13 protein-coding genes and 4 tRNA genes are annotated in these 15865 nt (G+C 60.2%); 8 read left to right on the forward strand and 9 right to left on the reverse strand.

What is annotated here, in order from left to right:
• The first annotated feature begins 10 nt into the window (after positions 1-10).
• Entirely contained in the window at positions 11-1153 is a 1143-nt protein-coding gene (locus BHC62_RS14495) for a catalase family protein (protein WP_070995368.1), read from the forward strand.
• A gap of 234 nt (positions 1154-1387) precedes the next feature.
• Here the strand turns inward: BHC62_RS14495 and BHC62_RS14500 are convergent.
• Both BHC62_RS14500 and BHC62_RS14505 read right to left on the reverse strand, forming a co-directional pair.
• Positions 1388-1464 (reverse strand) — tRNA-Asp (locus BHC62_RS14500).
• Between the two features lie 18 nt (positions 1465-1482).
• Positions 1483-1558 (reverse strand) — tRNA-Val (locus BHC62_RS14505).
• 201 nt (positions 1559-1759) lie between these two features.
• Between BHC62_RS14505 and BHC62_RS14510 the strand changes: the two genes are divergently transcribed.
• The 3 genes from BHC62_RS14510 (at position 1760) to BHC62_RS14520 (ending at position 5786) form a co-directional block, all read left to right on the forward strand.
• The gene (locus BHC62_RS14510) at positions 1760-2278 is read left to right on the forward strand and encodes a sigma-70 family RNA polymerase sigma factor (RefSeq protein WP_070995369.1); all 519 of its coding nucleotides are present in this window, start codon (positions 1760-1762) and stop codon (positions 2276-2278) included.
• Between the two features lie 7 nt (positions 2279-2285).
• Positions 2286-3269: a FecR domain-containing protein gene (locus BHC62_RS14515; protein WP_070995370.1), complete on the forward strand. Its 984-nt coding sequence runs from the start codon at positions 2286-2288 to the stop codon at positions 3267-3269.
• A 78-nt stretch (positions 3270-3347) separates the two neighbouring features.
• Complete coding sequence (locus BHC62_RS14520; RefSeq protein WP_070995371.1) at positions 3348-5786, forward strand: TonB-dependent siderophore receptor; 2439 nt, start codon at positions 3348-3350, stop codon at positions 5784-5786.
• A gap of 258 nt (positions 5787-6044) precedes the next feature.
• On the opposite strand, the gene BHC62_RS14525 is transcribed toward BHC62_RS14520, so the two are convergent.
• Positions 6045-6121, reverse strand: a tRNA-Asp gene (locus BHC62_RS14525).
• 19 nt (positions 6122-6140) lie between these two features.
• Positions 6141-6216, reverse strand: a tRNA-Val gene (locus BHC62_RS14530).
• Positions 6217-6375: 159 nt separating this feature from the next.
• Here BHC62_RS14530 and rdgC point away from each other — a divergent pair.
• From rdgC to sugE, 3 genes are all read left to right on the forward strand, one after another.
• The gene (rdgC, locus tag BHC62_RS14535) at positions 6376-7296 is read left to right on the forward strand and encodes a recombination-associated protein RdgC (protein WP_029292788.1); all 921 of its coding nucleotides are present in this window, start codon (positions 6376-6378) and stop codon (positions 7294-7296) included.
• 150 nt (positions 7297-7446) lie between these two features.
• Positions 7447-8403: a bile acid:sodium symporter family protein gene (locus BHC62_RS14540; protein WP_070995372.1), complete on the forward strand. Its 957-nt coding sequence runs from the start codon at positions 7447-7449 to the stop codon at positions 8401-8403.
• Positions 8404-8509: 106 nt separating this feature from the next.
• The gene (gene sugE / locus BHC62_RS14545; RefSeq protein WP_032859283.1) at positions 8510-8824 is read left to right on the forward strand and encodes a quaternary ammonium compound efflux SMR transporter SugE; all 315 of its coding nucleotides are present in this window, start codon (positions 8510-8512) and stop codon (positions 8822-8824) included.
• A gap of 85 nt (positions 8825-8909) precedes the next feature.
• Here sugE and BHC62_RS14550 read toward each other — a convergent pair whose 3' ends face one another.
• The 3 genes from BHC62_RS14550 to BHC62_RS14560 all read right to left on the reverse strand — a co-directional run bounded on the left by BHC62_RS14550 (position 8910) and on the right by BHC62_RS14560 (position 13282).
• Positions 8910-10784 carry an MFS transporter gene (locus BHC62_RS14550; RefSeq protein ID WP_070995373.1) on the reverse strand — a complete coding sequence of 625 codons (1875 nt, stop codon included), beginning with the start codon at positions 10782-10784 and terminating at the stop codon, positions 8910-8912.
• 66 nt (positions 10785-10850) lie between these two features.
• Entirely contained in the window at positions 10851-12005 is a 1155-nt protein-coding gene (locus tag BHC62_RS14555) for a TDT family transporter (protein WP_070995374.1), read from the reverse strand.
• Positions 12006-12097: 92 nt separating this feature from the next.
• On the reverse strand, positions 12098-13282 hold the full coding sequence (locus tag BHC62_RS14560; protein ID WP_070995375.1) for an MFS transporter: 1185 nt from the start codon (positions 13280-13282) through the stop codon (positions 12098-12100).
• Between the two features lie 90 nt (positions 13283-13372).
• Here BHC62_RS14560 and BHC62_RS14565 point away from each other — a divergent pair, with 90 nt between their 5' ends.
• Positions 13373-13918: a TetR/AcrR family transcriptional regulator gene (locus BHC62_RS14565; protein ID WP_070995376.1), complete on the forward strand. Its 546-nt coding sequence runs from the start codon at positions 13373-13375 to the stop codon at positions 13916-13918.
• 153 nt (positions 13919-14071) lie between these two features.
• Here the strand turns inward: BHC62_RS14565 and BHC62_RS14570 are convergent, their stop codons facing one another.
• Positions 14072-14851, reverse strand: a complete 780-nt coding sequence (locus BHC62_RS14570; RefSeq protein ID WP_029292774.1) for an ABC transporter permease — start codon at positions 14849-14851, stop codon at positions 14072-14074.
• Complete coding sequence (locus BHC62_RS14575) at positions 14848-15780, reverse strand: ABC transporter ATP-binding protein (protein WP_029292772.1); 933 nt, start codon at positions 15778-15780, stop codon at positions 14848-14850. The genes BHC62_RS14570 and BHC62_RS14575 overlap by 4 nt, the downstream gene beginning before the upstream one ends.
• Between the last annotated feature and the right edge of the window lie 85 nt (positions 15781-15865).

A 15865-nucleotide genomic window follows, 5' to 3' on the forward strand; every position in this document is an offset into this window, starting at 1 on the left:
GGACCGTTCCATGCTCGCTCGACTGTGGCTGCGCCTCGGCGCGTTTCTCGGCAAGACGCTGTTATGGCTGGTAGGCCTGGGCCTGCTCGGCTGGTTGCTGTCGACCCTGTGGTTTGCCTGGCACCACAGCGGCCCGGTGCCTACCGAGGAGCAGATACCGCCGGGCGAAGCGGCCATGACCCAAGGCATCATCCAGACGGCGGTGCGCATCGTCGACCAGCATCGCGAAGGCACCCGTTACCTGCGCGATGCCCATGCCAAGGCCCACGGTTGCGTGAAGGCCGAAGTCCGCGTGCTGCCGGACCTTGAGCCGGCGCTGCGCCAGGGCGTGTTCGCCGAACCGGGCAAGACCTGGCAGGCAATGATGCGCCTGTCCAACGGCAACGCTTATCCACAGTTCGACAGCATCCGCGATGCTCGCGGCATGGCGATCAAGTTGCTGGACGTGCCGGGCAAGCAATTGCTGGCCGATCAGCAGGCGCGCACCGAGCAGGACTTTGTCATGTTCAGCCACCCGAATTTCTTCGTCAGCGACGTGGCCGAATACGCGCAGAACGTCGGGGCCCAGGCCGATGGCAAAAAAGCCATGGCGTTTTTCCCAAGCCTCGACCCACGCAGTTGGCAGGTGCGGCATCTGTTTATCGCCCTGGCCACACTTGCACCCGCACCGGCCAGCCCGACCGAGGCGACGTACTTTTCGGTATCGCCCTACAAGTTCGGCAGCGCAAATGCCAAATTCCGCGTCGCCCCAGACCCGCAAAGCTGCCCGGAGTACAGCCTGCCCAAGCAAAACCAGGACTTGCCGAACTTCCTGCGCAGCGCCTTGAGCCAGCAACTGTCCACGGACCGCATCGACGCGTGTTTTGTGCTGCAGATCCAGCGCCAGAACCCGCAGAAATACATGCCCATCGAAGACACCAGCATTGAATGGAAAGAAAGCGACGCGCCCTACGAGAGCGTGGCAACAATCCGCATCCCGGCGCAGGACTTTGATACTCCGGCCCTGAACCTGGCCTGTGACAACCAGTCGTTCAACCCATGGTTTGGCGTGGAGGAACACCGGCCGATTGGGGGGATCAATCGGCTGCGCAAGGCGGTGTACGAGGCGGTGAGTGATTATCGGCATAGCCGCAATACCCCCTCTGATCGTTGACCTGTAGGAGCGGGCTTGCCCGCGATGTTCGTTAACGATAACGCTGGTTGCCTGACACCCTACGGCGTTTTATCGGACACCATCGCTGGCACGCTGGCGCCTCTTCGCGTAGGCGCAGGTCAACGTGTATGGGAGGATTTGTCCCTGGCCACAGAATCCCAGGCACAAAAAAGCCCGCTCAATGAGCGGGCTTTGCGTGGTGACCTGGCGTTCAGCATTCCAGGTTACCGAATATGGCGCAGCGGACGGGACTCGAACCCGCGACCCCCGGCGTGACAGGCCGGTATTCTAACCGACTGAACTACCGCTGCGCGTAGCATTGGACGTAATGGTGGGTGATGACGGGATCGAACCGCCGACCCTCTGCTTGTAAGGCAGATGCTCTCCCAGCTGAGCTAATCACCCTTTACGTTTGGTGCGGGGCGCATCATATACGAAAATTTCGCAATGTGTTGATTTAAATGCAATTTATTTGAAATATCTTTTCGCCAGCAGGTTACACCCAGGAAAACCGGTGCTTGTAGCGGGTAAACGCGAGTCTATTGCGTTTACCCAGCCCTGGGCTCACAATTAGAAACCATTCTCAATAACACCTGAGCCACGCCTATGTCTGTGGGTGAACCGCCATTCCAACGGGAAATAACCCAGCTCTACAGCGAGCATCATGGCTGGCTACTCACCTGGCTGCGGCGCAAGCTGGGCTGCCGGCAGAACGCTGCCGACCTGGCGCAGGACACCTTCGCGCGCATCCTCAACACCCGTGAATCGGTGGCGACGATCCGCGAACCCAGGGCCTACCTGAGCACCACCGCGCGGCGGCTGATCATCGACCAGGCCCGACGCAAGCAGATTGAACAAGCCTACCTGCAGGAGCTGGCGCTGACGATGGACGCGCTTGAGGGGTTCCAGTCGCCGGAACAGATCAACACGACCCTTGAAGCTCTGGAGCAGATCGCGTTTATCCTCGAAGGCATGCATGAGTATTCGCGCCAGGCATTTGTGCTCTATTACCTCGAAGAACTGACCCAACAGCAGATCGCCCGGCAACTCAAGCTCTCGGAACGCACGGTACGCAAATACCTGATCCAGGCCCTGGTGCATTGCGGCCATAGTATGGACACCTGAGCCCCCCATGCCCGACGCCCGCCAACAGATCGAAGAACAAGCCGCCGAATGGATGCTGCGCCTGCATGAAGGTGAGCTGAGCGAAGCCCAGCGCCTGGCGTTCGACTGCTGGAAACAACAAGGCCCGCACTACGCCGCTGCCGCTGCACGCATGGAAGCGGTGATTTCGCGGATGCAGGCCCTGCGTGGGAAAAAGTCACCGGCACGGGCGGCGCTGAATGCTGCGTTCGCCAATCAGCAATCGCGCCGCAGCAAAAGCGCAGTGCGCACCCTGCTGCTGGCATGCAGCCTGGCAGTGCCTGCCGCGGCGCTGCTGCTCAGCCCCTACCCGCAGCGCTGGATGGCCGACGTGCGCAACGGCCCCGGCCAGTGGCAGACCCTGCGCCTGGCCGACGGTTCGGCCCTGAGCCTCAATGGCATCAGTGCGGCCAACCTGCATTTCGACGCCACGCAACGGCGCATCGAACTGCTGCAAGGCGAAATCCTGGTGGAAGTGGCCCACGATCAGGCACGGCCGTTTATCGTACAGACCGCCCAAGGCAGCATGCGCGCGCTGGGCACGCGATTTGTGGTCAAGCGCGAGGGCGATAGCACCGTGCTGAGCATGCTCGAATCGCGCGTGGCAGCCCACAGCGCCGATGCGCGGCAGAGCCTGGAAGTCGCCGCTGGTTCCCAGGCCCTGATCAGTACCGACAGCGTCCGCCTGACCGGTAGCATTGACCCGGCCGGCATCAATGAAGCCTGGCGTCGCCATCAACTGGTGGTGGAAAACCGGCCATTGCCCGAGGTGCTGGATGAAATCGCACGGCATCGTTCTGGCCGCCTGCAGTTTGACCGTGCCGCCTTGCAAAGCCTGCGGGTGTCGGCCGTGATCCCCCTGGACGACAGCGACCATGCCCTGCAACTGCTGGCGCAAACCCTACCGATAACGGTGCAAACCTATACCCCTTGGCTGGTCATCGTGAACCCGTCCAACACAGCCAATAAATAATTATTCGCATTTGCTTCCGGTTTTTTCGCAGTTGCCCGTCAAGCAAGGTAATTCGACACATAAAGGATTGCCTTCACCATGCACACCCCTTCCTACCTTCGCGGGCGCTTTGCCCTGCTAAGAAGCGCGCCATTTTCCCTGGCCATGCTCGCCGCCACCGTTGGCGCCTTGCACATCAACCTGGCCCAGGCGGATACGCCAAGCACCGCTGCCCAGGCTTACAACATTCCCGCCGGGCCGCTGGGCAGCTCGCTTAACCGCTTCGCCCAGCAAGCCGGCGTGGCGATTGTGTTCCAGTCCCGGGAACTGGAAGGCCTCAATGGCCCGGGTTTGCAAGGCAATTACGGCATACAGGACGGTTTCGACCGGTTGCTGCAGGGCAGCGGCTACATCGCGGTAAAGGGCGATCAAGTGTACGCACTGCAACCCGCGCCCGCTGCCAGCAACGGCAGCATGGAACTGGGCCCGACCCAGGTCACCGGCAATCAGTTGGGTAACGTCACTGAAGACAGCGGTTCCTACACGCCCGGCAGCATCGCCACCGCCACGCGCCTGGTGCTGACCCCCAAGGAAACCCCGCAGTCCGTCAGCGTTGTTACGCGCCAGCACATGGATGACTTCGGCCTGAACAACGTCGACGACGTGATGCGCCATACCCCGGGCATCACCGTGTCGGCCTTCGACAGCGAGCGCAGCAACTACTACGCCCGCGGTTTTTCGATCAATAACTTCCAGTACGACGGCATTCCTTCGACGGCGCGTAACGTCGCCTATTCGGCGGGCAATACCCTGAGCGACATGGCGATCTATGACCGCGTCGAAGTGCTCAAGGGCGCCACTGGCCTGCTCACCGGCGCCGGCTCCCTGGGCGCGACGATCAACCTGGTACGCAAGAAGCCCACCGCCGATTTCCAGGGGCACGCCACCCTCGGCGCCGGTTCCTGGGACAACTATCGCAGCGAACTGGACGTCAGCGGCCCGCTGACCGAGAGCGGCAATGTGCGCGGCCGGGCGGTCGCAGCCTACCAGGACAAGCATTCGTTCATGGACCACTACTCGCGCAAGAGCCCGACGTACTACGGCATCATGGAGTTCGACTTGTCACCGGACACCTTGCTGACCGTCGGCGGTGATTACCAGGACACGTTGCCCAAGGGCTCTTCCTGGTCAGGCAGCTTCCCGCTGATCAACTCCAAGGGTGATCGCAACAAGGTCAAGCGCTCGTTCAACAACGCCGCCGAATGGAGCAGCTGGGAGCAGTACACCCGCACCGTATTCGCCATGCTCGAACATGACCTGGGTGATGGCTGGGTGACCAAGCTGCAACTGGACCACAAGATCAACGGCTACCACGCACTGATGGGCTCGATCCAGGGCGACCAGCCACAGCCGGACGGCACCGCACAGCTGACCTCGGGCAAATACACCGGGGAAACGGTCAGCGATTCCGCCGACCTGTACGTGAGCGGCCCGTTCAGCCTGGGCGGCCGCGAACATGAACTGGTGCTGGGCGGCTCCATCAGTGCCTCGCAGTGGAAAGGTAAAGGCTACTGGAACCTGAGCCCGAACATCGTCGACTTCAATAACTGGCACGGCCACGCGACCCTCCCGGACTGGGGCAATGCCCAATCCCTGACCGACGACACCGTGCGCCAGACCGGCGCCTATGTAACCACCCGCCTGAATCTGGCCGATGACCTGAAGCTGCTGCTGGGCGGTCGAGTGGTCAACTACCAGGTCACGGGCTACAACCCCAACTATCGTGAATCCGGGCGCTTCGTGCCGTATGTCGGTGCTGTCTACGACCTGAACGACACCTACTCGGTGTATGCCAGCTACACCGACATCTTCATGCCCCAGGAAAACTACAACCGCGACCGGGATAACAAGCTGCTTGAGCCCGATGAAGGCCAGAACTGGGAATTGGGGGTGAAAGCCGACTTCCTCGACGGCCGGGTAAACGCCAGCGCGGCGTACTTTGAAATCCACGAGTCCAATCGCGCCCTCTCCGATGACGAGTACAACAACCAGACGCCAATCCCGTCCAACTACGCCTATAAGAGCAGCAAGGCTGTGACCAAGGGCTACGAAGTGGAAATGTCCGGCGAGATTGCCCCCGGCTGGCAATTGCAGGCGGGCTATACCCACAAGATCGTGCGCGATGACAAGGACGTGAAAATCTCCACGTTCGAGCCTGAAGACCAGATCAAGCTGTACACCACCTACAAACTCAAGGGCGACCTCGACAAATTGACCGTCGGCGGTGGCGTGCGCTGGCAGAGCGTGGGCTGGCAGGATATCTACAACAACCCACATGGCGGGTATGAGGAGTTCTCCCAGGAGGCCTACTGGCTGGTGGACCTGATGACCCGCTACCAGGTCACCAAGAACCTGTCGGCAACGCTGAACGTCAACAACATCTTCGACAAGTCCTACTACACCAATATCGGTTTCTATAACTCCGCCGCCTATGGTGAACCGCGCAACTTCATGGTCACCACACGCTGGGATTTCTAAGCGCCCAATAAAAAACGCCCCCGGTCATCGGCAATGACCGGGGGCGTTTTTTTAACACAATCCCTGTAGGAGCGAGCTTGCTCGCGAAAATCGCCAACGATGACGCGAGCATCCTGAATAACCACAGTGCCCTCAGGTTCTTCGCGAGCAAGCTCGCTCCTACAAAAGCACAAACGCAAACCCCAGACAGCAAAAAGCCCGCTCAATGAGCGGGCTTTCTGTGGTGACCTGGCGTTCAGTGTTCCAGGTTACCGAATATGGCGCAGCGGACGGGACTCGAACCCGCGACCCCCGGCGTGACAGGCCGGTATTCTAACCGACTGAACTACCGCTGCGCGTAACACATGAAGCGAATGGTGGGTGATGACGGGATCGAACCGCCGACCCTCTGCTTGTAAGGCAGATGCTCTCCCAGCTGAGCTAATCACCCTTCGTTTCGGTGTGGCGCGCATTCTACGGAGCGACCCCAAGTCTGGCAAGCACTTTCTTAAATCTTTTTTTTCAGCCCTTCCAATGGCTTAGGCAGGGTTGGCCTGCGGCCTTATCAAGAGAATAATGCCCCACTTTGTATAAAGGAGAGACTCACCCCATGTGGTTCAAGAACCTGCTTATCTATCGCCTGACCCAAGATCTGCCTGTTGATGCCGAGGCGTTGGAAACTGCAATGGCCACCAAACCGGCGCGCCCTTGTGCAAGCCAGGAGTTGACCACTTACGGTTTCGTCGCACCTTTTGGTAAAGGTGAAGACGCGCCCCTGGTGCACGTCAGCGGTGACTTCCTGCTGATCGCTGCGCGCAAGGAAGAACGTATCCTGCCAGGCAGCGTGGTGCGTGATGCGGTGAAGGAGAAGGTCGAAGAGATCGAAGCCGAGCAAATGCGCAAGGTCTACAAAAAGGAACGGGACCAGATCAAGGATGAAATCATCCAGGCCTTCCTGCCACGCGCGTTTATCCGTCGTTCGTCGACCTTCGCGGCCATCGCGCCAAAACAGGGCCTGATCCTGGTGAACTCGGCCAGCCCCAAGCGCGCCGAAGACCTGCTGTCGACCCTGCGTGAAGTGATCGGCACCCTGCCGGTACGTCCGCTGACCGTGAAAACCGCGCCAACCGCAATCATGACCGACTGGGTCACCACCCAGAAGCCGGCCGATGACTTCTTCGTGCTCGACGAATGCGAACTGCGCGACACCCACGAAGACGGCGGCATTGTGCGCTGCAAGCGCCAGGACCTGACCGGCGAAGAAATCCAGCTGCACCTGACCACCGGCAAGGTCGTGACCCAACTGTCCCTGGCCTGGCAGGACAAATTGTCCTTCATGCTCGACGACAAAATGACGGTCAAGCGCCTGAAGTTCGAAGACCTGCTGCAAGACCAGGCCGAACAGGACGGCGGCGACGAGGCCCTGGGCCAACTGGATGCCAGCTTCACCCTGATGATGCTGACCTTTGGCGACTTCCTGCCGGCGTTGGTGGAAGCATTGGGCGGTGAAGAGACCCCGCAAGGTATCTAAACGCACACACTCAATGTAGGAGCTGGCTTGCCAGCGATGCCGGTGTATCAGTTGCAGAGTCACTGACTGACCCAACGCTATCGCTGGCAAGCCAGCTCCTACAGTTGATTGGGCTACCACTCCCAGCACTCTAATAATAAGGACATCGCCATGCGCGCACTCGCCGCCTTGAGCCGTTTCGTCGGCAATACTTTCGCCTACTGGGTGCTGATCTTTGCCGTGGTCGCGTTCCTTCAGCCCAGTTGGTTCATCGGCCTGAAAAGCGCCATTGTGCCGCTGCTGGGCCTGGTGATGTTTGGCATGGGGTTGACCCTCAAACTTGAAGATTTCGCCGAGGTTGCTCGCCATCCATGGCGCGTAGCCCTGGGCGTGGTCGCGCACTTTGTGATCATGCCCGGTGTGGCCTGGTTGCTGTGCCAGGCCTTCCACCTGCCACCGGAAATCGCCGTCGGCGTGATCCTGGTCGGTTGCTGCCCAAGCGGCACCTCGTCCAACGTGATGACCTGGCTGGCCCGGGGCGACCTCGCATTGTCGGTGGCCATCGCCGCCGTCACCACCCTCCTCGCCCCGCTGCTGACCCCGGCGCTGATCTGGCTGCTGGCTTCCGCGTGGCTGCCGGTATCGTTCATGGAGTTGTTCTGGTCGATCCTGCAAGTGGTGCTGCTGCCCATTGTCCTCGGGGTATTGGCGCAACGCTTACTGGGTGATCGCGTGCGGCATGCCGTCGATGTATTGCCATTGGTATCGGTGGTCAGCATCGTGATTATTGTCGCGGCCGTGGTCGCGGCGAGCCAGGCGAAGATTGCCGAATCGGGCCTGCTGATCATGGCGGTGGTGATGCTGCACAACAGCTTCGGCTATTTGCTCGGTTACTTCACCGGCCGCGTGTTCAAGCTGCCACTGGCCCAACGTAAGTCGCTGGCGCTGGAAGTAGGCATGCAGAACTCAGGGCTGGGTGCCGCACTGGCCAGTGCGCACTTCTCGCCGCTGGCGGCGGTGCCGAGTGCGCTGTTCAGCGTCTGGCACAATATTTCCGGGGCGTTGTTATCGACGTATTTCCGCCGGATGAGCGAGAAGGAAGACCGCAAGGCCCTCGCCGAAACTTGATCGGGTGCTGGCTTTTCGGCACTCTACGAACCTTCGCGGGGACGACCCCGCGACTCGTTCGAGCATTCAATCCGGGGACGACCCCACTTCTAAAAGGAAGGTCTTTATGTCCTGGGTCATTCTGTTTTTCGCCGGGCTGTTTGAAGTTGGCTGGGCTGTCGGCCTGAAATACACCGACGGTTTCAGCAAGCCGCTGCCTACCGCCCTGACGATTGCCGCGATGGCCGTCAGCCTCGGCCTGCTGGGGCTGGCCATGAAGGAGCTGCCGCTGGGCACCGCCTATGCCATCTGGACCGGTGTGGGTGCCGTGGGCACGGTGATCGCCGGGATTATCCTGTTTGGCGAGTCCATGGCGCTGTTCCGGCTGGCCAGCGTAGCGCTGATCATTGCCGGGCTGATTGGTCTCAAGGTCAGCGCCTGATGCTGTTGTAGGAGCCGGCTTGCCGGCGATGAGGCCCTTGAATCCTGTAATGGATTTGCGGACGCCATCGCCGGCAAGCCGGGTCCTACAGGGTGGTGCCACGCAATGCCAGCACTTGTTCCTGCAAGGCTTCTGGCGTCGCCTGCTCCACCGCCAACGGCGGAGCCGCTACCAACGTCACCCGCGACCAGATCCGGTGAAAGATGCCCTTGTTCGGATCGCGGCTGAAAAAGCTCCCCCACAACCCCTGCAACGCCATGGGAATCACCGGCACCGGGGTTTCCTCAAGAATCCGCGTCACCCCACTCTTGAACTCGTTGATCTCACCGTCGGCGGTCAATTTGCCTTCCGGGAAGATACACACCAGCTCCCCATCCTTCAGATATTGGTTGATACGCTGGAAGGCCTTTTCGTAGATCTCCAGGTCTTCATGGCGCCCGGCAATCGGAATCGTCCCCGCCGTGCGGAAGATAAAGTTGAGCACCGGCAAACGGTAGATCTTGTAATACATCACAAAACGAATCGGCCGACGCACCGCCCCACCAATCAGCAATGCATCGACAAACGACACATGGTTGCACACCAGCAACGCCGCGCCTTCGTCCGGGATGTGTTGCAGGCCGCGATGCTGCACGCGGTACATGGAGTGGCCGAGCAGCCAGATCATGAAGCGCATGGTGAACTCGGGCACGATCCTGAAGATGTAGGTGTTGACCGCAATGTTAAGCAGTGACACCACCAGGAACAGCTCGGGGATCGACAGCTTGGCCACACTCAGCAGCAGGATGGTGACAATCGCCGAGACCACCATGAACAACGCATTGAGAATGTTGTTGGCGGCAATCACCCGCGCCCGCTCGTTCTCGGCGGTGCGCGACTGGATCAAGGCGTACAGCGGCACGATATAGAAACCGCCAAACACCCCCAGGCCGAGGATATCGATCAACACCCACCAGGCCTGGCTGTAACCCAGGACAGCAAGCCAATCGTTGGCTTGGACGTTCTGCGGGAAGCCGCCGGAATGCCACCACAACAACAGGCCAAACACTGTCAGGCCAAACGACCCGAAGGGCACCAGGCCGATTTCCACCTTACGCCCGGAGAGTTTTTCACAGAGCATCGAGCCCAACGCGATACCGACCGAGAACACCGTGAGGATCAGGGTCACCACTGTCTCATCGCCATACAGCCACTCTTTGGCGTAGGCCGGGATTTGCGTGAGGTAAATCGCCCCGACAAACCAGAACCACGAGTTGCCGACAATCGAGCGCGACACGGCCGGCGTTTGTCCCAGGCCCAGGCGCAAGGTGGCCCAGGATTGACTGAAGATGTTCCAGTCCAGGCGCATCTCGGGGCTCGATGCCGCAGCGCGAGGGATGCCGCGGCTGGCCAGGTAACCCAGCACCGCAATCGCGACAATGGCGGTGGACACCACAGGTGCGTAGTCGGTTGAGGACATCATGACCCCGGCGCCGATGGTCCCGGCGAGAATGGCCAGAAACGTGCCCATCTCCACCAGGCCATTACCGCCGACCAATTCCTCTTCGTGCAAGGCTTGCGGCATGATCGAGTACTTCACCGGGCCAAACAGCGCTGAATGGGTACCCATGGCAAACAGCGCCAGCAGCATCAGTTCCAGGTGGTTGGTCATAAAGCCCACGGCGCCGACGGCCATGATCACGATCTCGCCGATCTTGATCGCACGAATCAATGCATCCTTGTTGAATTTCTCGCCAAACTGCCCGGCCAGGGCCGAAAACAGGAAGAACGGCAGGATAAACAACAAGGCGCAGAGATTGACCCAGATCGAGCGGTCGCCCTCGATCGCCAGCTTGTAGAGAATGGCGAGGATCAACGATTGCTTGAAGATATTGTCGTTGAACGCGCCCAGGGACTGAGTAATGAAGAACGGCAGAAAGCGCCGTTTGCGCAGCAAGGTGAATTGCGAGGGGTGGCTCATCGTCCGTGTTCCTGGTGGCCTGAAGGCTTTATTGATTTTTCAGGCCACGACTTTACCTAATCCCGCTTACTTATTCCCCAATCCTGCAATACACGGTGAAACAAACAGCTCGCCTTTATAGGCACCCTGCACGGTGCGCTTGCCGACAACCAGCCACATCAGGGCCAGGGCGGCGACCAACACGCTGCCGGTCACGCTGAAAAATGCCAGGTGCAAGGTACTGCCCAGTTTCAAGGTGGTCAGGGCATACACCCCCAACGGGAAGGTAAAGCCCCACCAGCCCAGGTTGAATGGAATACCGGCGCGCAGGTAACGCAGGGTGATCAGCACCGCGATCAACATCCACCACAAGCCCAGGCCCCACAGGGTGATGCCGGCCACCAGCCCCAGGCCTTCGGCAATCGCGCCGATACCGGCAAACCCATTGGCGGCGAAAATCGCCGGCGCATCGTTGCCCAACAACAACATACCCAGGGCGCCGGTGCCGATCGGGCCAAGGGCCAGCCAGCTCGATGCGGCCATATTGGCGTGGGGCAGTTTATGCAGGGCCATGCGCAGCATCAGGATCGTCAGAATGCTGAATGCAACCGGTAGGGAAAATGCCCAGAGCACGTAGCTGGTCACCAGCATCACCAGTTGCGAATGGGCGTCGGCGAGGTGCGGCGCCAGCAGGCCACCACTGGCGGCGGCGACTTCGGCAGCCACCACCGGCAGCAGCCAGACAGCGGTCATCTGGTCGATGCTGTGCTCCTGACGGGTAAACATCATGAACGGGATCAACACCCCGCACGCCAGGGCCATCGCCACGTCCAGCCACCACAGGGCTTCGGCCAATTGCACCACGCCCTCGCCCCAGCGCGGCAGGCCAAACAGCAGCAAGCCGTTGATGATGGTTGCCAGCCCCATGGGAATGGTGCCGAAAAACATCGAGACCGTGGAGTGCCCGAAAATCCGCCGCGCCTCGTCGTAGAACATCACCCAGCGCGCCGCGTATAAGCCGCTGAACAACACAAACAGGAAAATCGTCAGCAACCACAGCCCTTCGGCGACGGCATAGACGCCCGGCAGTTGCACCGGCAATTGCGCCAGGGCCAACGCCAGCACGCCGGTCCCCATGGTGGCGGCGAACCAGTTGGGGGTGAACTGGCGAATCACCTCCCTGGGGCCCGCCAAGTGGCTGAACGGTTTGTAACGAGTGGCAATGCTATTGGGGCACGTCATGGTTCAATCCTCTTCCTCGTATGAGGTTGAGCCCATGATAGAAGCGCAGCGAATATCTATATAACGGGTAATATCTCTAACTGTTATCTATTTCACCTATATACAGCCTTGACCGGTGCTTGCTTCATCAGACCAATCAAGGCCCCGAGCGCCAGTACGATCAGCACCGCACCGTAGCCGTCGGTGGTAGCGATCAGGCCAAAACTACGGGTCAGGTTGCCTGCCAGCAGGGCCGGCAGGCAAAACGCCAGGTAGCTGAGAACGTAAAACGCCGACATCAACCCGGCCCGCTCATGGGGCAACGCCAGGGGCACCACACTGCGCACCGCGCCGAGGAAACCCGCGCCAAAACCGCTACCGGCGACCAGCGTCGCGAGAAAAAACAGTGGCAGGCTGGCGCTGTGGACCGCGCCGAGAATCAGCGCAACACCCGTGACCAACAGGCCTGCTCCCAAGCGCAGTACCTTATCTGCCGGGCGATTGCGCAGGCTGAAGATCATCACCGCGCCACTGAGGGTCAACACGGCGACCAGACCGCCACCGATCAGGTTGGAAGTCGAACCGGTCGCCGCGCGCACCAGCGACGGTGCCAGTGACAAGTAAAAACCGCCCATCGCCCACACGGCGATATCCACCGGCAGCGACAGCCACAAGGCCCGACGCGCCTGGGGCGGCACGTGCAAGGTGGGCCATAGCGAGGCCAGCGCGCCCGGCATGCGGCTGACGCTTTCCGGTAGCTGCCAGACATAGAGGCTCTGCACCAGCATCAGCGCAAACAAGGCCCAATAGATCAACTGGGTCGGCAGCGGCGCGAACTCCACCAGCAAACTGCTGCCCATGGCGCCACAGGCCATGCCCAGCAAGGGCGCAACACTGTTGACCAACGGGCCCTGCTGGCGGTCAGTGTCGAGCAAGGCGGCACCGAGTACGGCGGTAGCCATGCCCGTGGCAAACCCCTGCAAGGTGCGGGCAGCGATCAGCCAGGCGACACTGTCTGCGTGGATAAAGAGCAGCATCGCCAGCATATTCAAGACCAGCGCGGCGAAGATCACGGGTTTGCGTCCCAGGTGATCCGATAGCGAGCCGACAGTCAGCAACGCTGCCAGCAGGCTCAAGGCATAGACGCCGAAGATCAGGGTCAGGGTGCCGGCGGAAAAATGCAGGCCTTCCTGGTAAAGGTGATACAACGGCGTCGGCGCACTGGAGGCGGCGAGAAACGTCAGCAGGGTGATCGCCAGGAACACCAGGCTGGAACGGTAAGAAGTGACGGTGGACATGGGCACGCTCCGCTAAAGCTAATATTTTGCTTTTGCTGAGTGTGCTACTGCATCGGGCTTAAAGCAAATTCTTTGTGTTAAGGTTTTGGCATGGCGATAAAAGAAGGCCTCCGCCCGGGGGGCCGTAGTGCCCGGGTGCAAGAATCAGTTCATTCGGCGGTGCGCCAATTGCTACAAGAGCAAGAGCGCGCCAGCGTGACCGTGCCGCAAATCGCTGCACGTGCCGGGGTCACTCCGTCGACCATTTACCGGCGCTGGGGCGACCTCGCCGCCCTGCTCGCCGACGTCGCCTTGGCCCGCATGCGCCCGGACAGCGAGCCGGCCAACACCGGCAACCTGCGCGGCGATCTGCAAGCCTGGGCCGAGCAGTATCTGGACGAGATGAGTTCGGAACCGGGGCGCAGCATGATGCGCGACGTGCAGTGCAGCCAGACGCCGGGGTATTGCGTGACCATTCTGGGCGGGCAGTTGCAGGTGATCCTGGATCGTTACCAGGGTAGCGGCCAGGCATTGCCCAGCGTGGATCGGCTGATCAATCTGCTGGCGGCGCCGACGGTGTTTCGGATTCTGTTTGGCGCTGCGCCGATGCGGGTCGAAGAACTGCATGAACTGATCGAAATCGCCCTGCAGCCCTGAGCTACACACAAATCCAAATGTGAGAGCAGGTTTGTGTAGGAGCGGGCTTGCCCGCGATAGCGGAGTGTCAGGTTAGATACAGTTGACTGACCCACTGCCATCGCGGGCAAGCCCGCTCCCACACAAGCCAGCCCCTACATTTTTAGACCTTGCTTAGGTACGCATACCACGCCCGCTCACCAGCAACCGCGCGCAGCCGATATACAACACCACCGTCGCCACGATCATGAAGGTGATCGCCACGCTGATCTTGATATCCGACACCCCGAGGATCCCGTAGCGAAAGGCATTGACCATATGCAACACCGGGTTGGCCATCGACACGGTCTGCCAGAACGGCGGCAGCAAGGTGATCGAATAAAACACCCCGCCCAGGTAGGTCAGCGGGGTCAGCACAAAGGTCGGGATGATCGAAATATCATCGAAGTTGCGCGCAAACACTGCGTTGATAAAGCCCAGCAGCGAGAAGATCGTCGCCGTCAGCACCACTACCAGGATGGTCACCCCCAGGTGATGCACCTGCAGGTCGGTGAAGAACATCGACAGCACCGTCACAATCGCCCCGACCATCAGGCCGCGCAATACGCCGCCCAGGGTGTAGCCGATCAGGATGGTGTGCGGCGAGACCGGCGAGACCATCAGTTCTTCGATGGAGCGCTGGAACTTGCTGCCAAAGAAACTCGACACCACGTTGCCGTAGGAGTTGGTGATCACCGACATCATGATCAGCCCCGGCACGATGTACTCCATGTAGGTGAAGCCGCCCATGTCGCCAATCTGCCGGCCGATCAGGTTCCCGAAGATCACGAAGTACAGGACCATGGTGATCGCTGGCGGTAGCAGGGTCTGCGGCCAGATGCGCATGAAGCGCTTCACTTCGCGGTAGACGATGGTGTTGAGCGCTACCAGGTTGGGTTGGAACTCGGAACTCATACCGCCACCTTCGCCAGATTTTTCTCCACCAGGGACACGAACAACTCCTCAAGGCGATTGGTTTTGTTACGCAGGCTCAACACCTCAATATTCTGCAAGGCCAACTGGCTGAACAGCGCGGTGATGCCCACAGCTTTATCGACCTGTACTTCCAGGGTATGGCTGTCTACCAGGCGGTTTGGGTAGCCGATCAGTTGCGGCGGCACCGACAGGTTGTTCTTCAGGTCGAGGAGGAACGTCTCCACATGCAACTGGCCCAGCAGGTTGCGCATGCTGGTGTTTTCGACAATGGTGCCGTGGTCGATGATGCCGATGTTGCGGCACAACTGTTCAGCCTCTTCCAGGTAATGGGTGGTGAGGATGATGGTGATGCCTTTCTGGTTCAGTTCGGTGAGGAAGGTCCACATCGAGCGACGCAACTCAATGTCCACCCCCGCCGTCGGCTCGTCGAGGATCAGCAGGCGCGGCTCGTGCACCAGGGCACGGGCGATCATCAGGCGCCGCTTCATGCCGCCGGACAGGGAACGTGATGGCACGTCGCGCTTGTCCCACAACCCCAGTTGGGTCAGGTACTGCTCGGCGCGCTCCTTGGCGACCTTCGGCGGGATGCCGTAGTAACCGGCCTGGGTCACTACGATATCGAAGGTCTTTTCAAACTGGTTGAAGTTGAACTCCTGGGGTACCACGCCAATGCTGCGCTTGAGGGCAGCCGGGGATTTGTCCAGGTCGTGACCAAAGATATTCACCGTGCCACTGGTCTTGTTGACCAGGGTCGACAGAATGCCGATGGTGGTGGATTTGCCGGCACCGTTGGGGCCGAGCAACGCAAAAAAGTCACCTTCAGCGACATCCAGATCGATACCACTCAGGGCCTGGAAACCGTTGCCGTAGGTTTTGGTTAGCTGCCGGATGGACAGAGCGGAACTCATATCGGATTACGCACCAAGGAAGGGAATAGAAAGAATAGATAAGGGCGCGCCCTACGCAATACAACTGCGGCGCACGGCAAGCATG

Source organism: Pseudomonas sp. 06C 126, from assembly GCF_001855215.1.
GTDB classification, from domain to species: domain Bacteria; phylum Pseudomonadota; class Gammaproteobacteria; order Pseudomonadales; family Pseudomonadaceae; genus Aquipseudomonas; species Aquipseudomonas proteolytica.

Coding starts and splice junctions, on each gene's coding strand:
- BHC62_RS14495 (WP_070995368.1), top strand. CDS start 11: ATGCTCGCTCGACTGTGGCTGCGCCTCGGCGCGTTTCTCGGCAAGACG.
- BHC62_RS14510 (WP_070995369.1), top strand. CDS start 1,760: ATGTCTGTGGGTGAACCGCCATTCCAACGGGAAATAACCCAGCTCTAC.
- BHC62_RS14515 (WP_070995370.1), top strand. CDS start 2,286: ATGCCCGACGCCCGCCAACAGATCGAAGAACAAGCCGCCGAATGGATG.
- BHC62_RS14520 (WP_070995371.1), top strand. CDS start 3,348: ATGCACACCCCTTCCTACCTTCGCGGGCGCTTTGCCCTGCTAAGAAGC.
- rdgC (WP_029292788.1), top strand. CDS start 6,376: ATGTGGTTCAAGAACCTGCTTATCTATCGCCTGACCCAAGATCTGCCT.
- BHC62_RS14540 (WP_070995372.1), top strand. CDS start 7,447: ATGCGCGCACTCGCCGCCTTGAGCCGTTTCGTCGGCAATACTTTCGCC.
- sugE (WP_032859283.1), top strand. CDS start 8,510: ATGTCCTGGGTCATTCTGTTTTTCGCCGGGCTGTTTGAAGTTGGCTGG.
- BHC62_RS14550 (WP_070995373.1), bottom strand. CDS start 10,784: ATGAGCCACCCCTCGCAATTCACCTTGCTGCGCAAACGGCGCTTTCTG.
- BHC62_RS14555 (WP_070995374.1), bottom strand. CDS start 12,005: ATGACGTGCCCCAATAGCATTGCCACTCGTTACAAACCGTTCAGCCAC.
- BHC62_RS14560 (WP_070995375.1), bottom strand. CDS start 13,282: ATGTCCACCGTCACTTCTTACCGTTCCAGCCTGGTGTTCCTGGCGATC.
- BHC62_RS14565 (WP_070995376.1), top strand. CDS start 13,373: ATGGCGATAAAAGAAGGCCTCCGCCCGGGGGGCCGTAGTGCCCGGGTG.
- BHC62_RS14570 (WP_029292774.1), bottom strand. CDS start 14,851: ATGAGTTCCGAGTTCCAACCCAACCTGGTAGCGCTCAACACCATCGTC.
- BHC62_RS14575 (WP_029292772.1), bottom strand. CDS start 15,780: ATGAGTTCCGCTCTGTCCATCCGGCAGCTAACCAAAACCTACGGCAAC.